Source organism: Streptomyces sp. SID5910 (genome assembly GCF_009862125.1).
Classification (GTDB): domain Bacteria; phylum Actinomycetota; class Actinomycetes; order Streptomycetales; family Streptomycetaceae; genus Streptomyces.
Genome location: NZ_WWHX01000837.1, coordinates 1 through 3,386, shown reverse-complemented (window position 1 = coordinate 3,386; position 3,386 = coordinate 1). Strand labels below are relative to the sequence as shown.

At 75.3% G+C, this 3,386-nt stretch carries 2 protein-coding genes and 1 pseudogene; 1 reads left to right on the top strand and 2 read right to left on the bottom strand.

The genetic code is table 11. The annotated features are described in order from the left end of the window. Window positions 1–622 (bottom strand): annotated as a pseudogene (locus GTW67_RS29515) (hypothetical protein); the annotation flags it as partial. A gap of 173 nt (window positions 623–795) precedes the next feature. Beyond that, complete coding sequence (locus tag GTW67_RS29510; RefSeq protein ID WP_161167811.1) at window positions 796–1,995, bottom strand: AAA family ATPase; 1,200 nt, start codon at window positions 1,993–1,995, stop codon at window positions 796–798. A gap of 422 nt (window positions 1,996–2,417) precedes the next feature. Between GTW67_RS29510 and GTW67_RS29505 the strand changes: the two genes are divergently transcribed. Beyond that, window positions 2,418–3,212, top strand: coding sequence for an RNA polymerase sigma factor SigF (locus tag GTW67_RS29505; RefSeq protein ID WP_161167810.1), 795 nt, complete (start codon window positions 2,418–2,420; stop codon window positions 3,210–3,212). The last annotated feature ends 174 nt before the right edge of the window (window positions 3,213–3,386 follow it).

The following is a 3,386-nucleotide window of genomic DNA, read 5'->3' as shown; positions in this document are numbered from 1 at the left end:
CGGCCCGGGCGGCCTGCCGTACGGCGTCGGCGTCGGCGTCCGGCGCCGGTCCGGTGCCGTGCGCGTCGGTCTCGTCCGCGGCCCGGCCCGGCGCCTCGCCCTCAACGCCCCGCTGCGCCCTCCTCGCCCGCTCGGCCCGGTCCTGGGCGTCCCGGGAGTGTTCCAGCAGCCTGCGCAGGGCGGAGGCCTGGGCGAGTACGGCCATGGCGGCGGCGTAGGGGTCCCCGACCGTCTCCCGGCGCAGCTCGGTGAAGTCCGGTGACTCCAGCAGCGCCGTGACGGCCTGGTGGTTGACCAGCCGGGACAGGGACATCTCCGTGCGCTCGCGCACCCGCGGGCGGGCCTGGTAGGCGGCCAGGAACACATCGGTCAGGAGGTCGCCGGCGTGCTCATGGCGCCCGCCCAGCTCCTCGGCCAGCTCACGCAGGGCCGCGGACTGCTCATGGGTATCGCGCCAGGTGAGCCGATCGAACCGATCCGCAACAACGGCACAGGTGTGCCGCCCGGCACCGGCGCCAGCCCGCTGGACCGGCCACGCCCCGTCCGGCCCCGCCGACTCGAGGCCGACCTGCCCCGCCCGGCCTGCCGTCCGGTCGTGGCCCGCCGGCTCAGCCCCGCCCACTGGCTCCTCCCGCCCCGCCGCCCCGCCCCGGCCCTCTGGCTGGTGGCGGCTCGCCGTTCCGCCGTGGCCTGTCTGGTTCGCCTCGCCCGCTGGCTGGTCCCGGCTCGCCTGTTCGTTCCGGCGCAGCCGCCCGTCGCCTTCGGCAGGTGTCGCGGTGTTCACCGGGCCGGTGCTCAGAGCCGGTCCCGTACCGTGCTCGCGTCCACGCCCAGGGCCTCGGTGAGGACGCGGGCGCGGACGGCGCGCTGGCGGCCGGTGACCCGGTCGATGGTGGCGGTGGAGCGGCCGGCGCCCACCGCCTCCTCGCGCAGCGTCTCCAGCCGCTTGCCCGCCATGGCGAGCCTGTTGTGGGCCTTCTTGATCACCCACTCGCTCAGCGCCTCCCGGGACTGCCCGGCCATCGCGTCCAGCTGGGTCTCCAGCTCCTCGATGGTGTCGGCCAGGTCCAGCGCCTCCTTGGCGTCGGGGTTGACCAGCTGGAGCACCTCGCGCTCCACGACCGGGCGCTGCGCGGGCGAGTCCCACAGCACATGGGTCAGCACCGACAGGTCCCGCTCGCCGACCGCCGGCCGGCCGTCGAGGAACGCGGAGGCCTGGAGCAGCCCCACCGCCTGCCGCCAGCGGCGGTCGGAGGCGACCAGCTCCTTGCGGCGCAGGGCGGCCCGCAGCGTGCACACCGCGTCCACGATCGGGTCGGGCACCTCCACGGCCGGGACCCCCTCGGACACGGCGTGCCGCAGCGCGGCCAGCTCCACCGTGGTCCGCGCCGGTGCCGCCGGGCGGCCGACGGCGGAGCGGACCAGCGCGGCGAAGTTCGAGGGATCCTCCAGGTACCCGACCTCGATCCGCACCAGCAGCCGGTCGTAGATCGCGGCCGAGTCCTCCCCGTCGGGCAGCTCGTTGCTCGCCGTGATGGCGCCGATCAGCGGGCAGCGGATCGGCTCGCCGCCGTTCTCCGGGTGGTAGATCCGCTCGTTGAGGAAGCCCAGCGTCTCGTTCAGCGCGGCCGTGGAGCACTTGAAGATCTCGTCGATGAACGCGATGTGCGCGGTCGTGGCGCGGCCGTCGTAGACCTGGCGGTACTCGCCCCGGGCCAGCGCGGCCACGTCGATGGGACCGAACATCCTCGTCGGCGCGGTGAACTTCGACAGCAGGATCTCCCAGTACGACGCCCCCTCGACCCGCCCCGTGAGCTCACGGGCCAGCTCGGACTTCGCCGTCCCGGGCGGACCGAGCACCAGCGAGTGCTGCCCGGCCAGCAACGTCACCACCAGGGTGCGCACCGCGTCGGCGCGCTCGTAGAAACGGTCCGACAGCTCGTCGCCGATCGCCCGCAGCCTCCTGGCGGTGTCCTGCGCGTCCTGCGCCTCCATGGTCAACTCAACTCCCTTGCCCGCGACGCCCTGACGGGCCGGCGAGACGGCCCCGCCCCCGAGGTCACGACGCGGTGCCAACGTAGCCGACGGCGGTCGCGACGGTGCCGGGCCACCCCCCTTCGCGGGCGCCGGAACCGCATGCCGGATCGGGGTGTTTGACGCGGCCGCGTGGGGGCAGGCGCAGTTCCAGTGCTTCGGACAGGAGGCACGTCCGTGGGAGCGGCGCGACGCCGCCACGGATGCGTCCGTCCGGCTGCCGGACGCCCTCCCACGGTGACCGCCCGAACCCCCAGGGCCGTGTCGTCGTACCGCCGGCGCCCGTCCCGCGCCCCGGAGAGCTCCGTGAGCCCCGGTGCCGGCCGGGCCCTCGACCGGCGGCGGCGACAGGACCCCGCACTCCGAGGGAGTTGCGACGCACCATGCCGATCCGAGCCGGAGCCAAGCACCCGCACGACGACGCCCCCGACACCGCGGCCGCCTTCCACCACCTCGCCACCCTCCCCGAAGGCCCGGAGCGCGACGCCGTCCGGGACCGGATCGTCGAGGCCTGGCTGCCCATGGCCGAACGGCTCGCGGGACGCTTCCGCAGCCGCGGCGAGAGCTACGAGGACCTGCGGCAGGTCGCGGCCCTCGGCCTCGTCAAGGCCGTCGACCGGTACGACCCCGAGCGGGGGAGCGCGTTCGAGAGCTACGCCGTGCCCACCGTCACCGGCGAGATCAAGCGGCACTTCCGTGACCACATGTGGACCCTGCACGTGCCGCGCCGGGTCCAGGAACTCCGCAACCGCGTCCGCCGCGCCGGCCAGGAGCTGGCCCAGACCACTCCCGGCCGCAGGCCCACCGTCGCCGAGATCGCCGAGCGCGCCGACCTGAGCGAGGAGGACGTCCGGGAGGGCATGGAGGCCCTGGAGAGCTTCAGCGCGCTGTCCCTGGACGCCGAGGTCCCCGGCAGCGACGACGGCTACTCGCTCGCCGACGGCCTCGGCGCCCCCGACCCGGCCCTCGACACCGTCGTCGACCGCGAGGCCGTCAGGGAACGGCTCGCCGCCCTGCCCGAACGGGAGCGCGCCATCCTCTACATGCGCTTCTTCGACGACATGACCCAGAGCCGCATCGCCGAGCGGCTCGGCATCTCCCAGATGCACGTCTCCCGACTGATCAACCGCTGCTGCGACCGGGTCCGGGAGCAGGTGCTGCGAGATCCGGCGGCCTGACGCGGCGGTGCGGCGCCCCGGGTCCGGTGGTGCGGTGGCCCGGGCCCGGTGGTGCGGTGGCCGGCGCGGCGTGCGCTGACCGGGCCCCGGTGGTGCGGTGGCCTGACGGGGTGGTGCGGTGGTCGGCACGACGTGCGGTGGCCTGACGCTGCGGTGCGGTGGCCCGGCCGGGTG